The 496-nt window shown below is 73.8% G+C and carries 1 pseudogene; it reads left to right on the plus strand.

Annotated elements, in window-relative coordinates:
• Nucleotides 1-157, plus strand: a pseudogene (locus tag C1877_RS15065) (4-hydroxy-3-methylbut-2-enyl diphosphate reductase); the annotation flags it as partial.
• Nucleotides 158-496: the final 339 nt, after the last annotated feature.

Below are 496 nucleotides of genomic sequence, written 5' to 3' on the forward strand. Positions count from 1 at the left end.
CTGCGCCGCCGCCTGCCCCCGCACCCGCCACATAGAGTCGCCCGACGAGATCGACCCCGCCTGGCTCGCCGGCTGCGGCGCCGTCGGCGTCACCGCCGGCGCCTCGACCCCCGAGGGCCAGATCGACGCCGTCGCGGCGTTTTTGGAGGCGCTGTAGGAAACTCCCTTTCGGGATCCTGCCCCGCCCCTCCCGCCGCCGCGGCAGCGCGCCGAGGCCCGATGCCGCCGCATCGGCTTGCCGCGCGCCCCCCGCGGCCCCCGGATCCCCCCTCCCGCCCCGCCCGCGCCCCGCGTCCTCCCGGGAAGGCGGGGGGCGGGATCTTCTTTCCCGCCCCCCGCCTGCGAAAACGCCCTCCCGGCGCCCCCGTCCCGAAGATTTTCCCGAAACACCCCTTGCCAAGCCGCGGCGGGGAGCGTATTATATTTGGGCTGCGTTTTCGAGGAGGACGCGGCCCGGGGCCTCCCGGAGGGACTTGACCGAAAGTTTTCGAAAAAA

The organism is Gordonibacter pamelaeae, from assembly GCF_003340385.1.
GTDB classification, from domain to species: domain Bacteria; phylum Actinomycetota; class Coriobacteriia; order Coriobacteriales; family Eggerthellaceae; genus Gordonibacter; species Gordonibacter pamelaeae.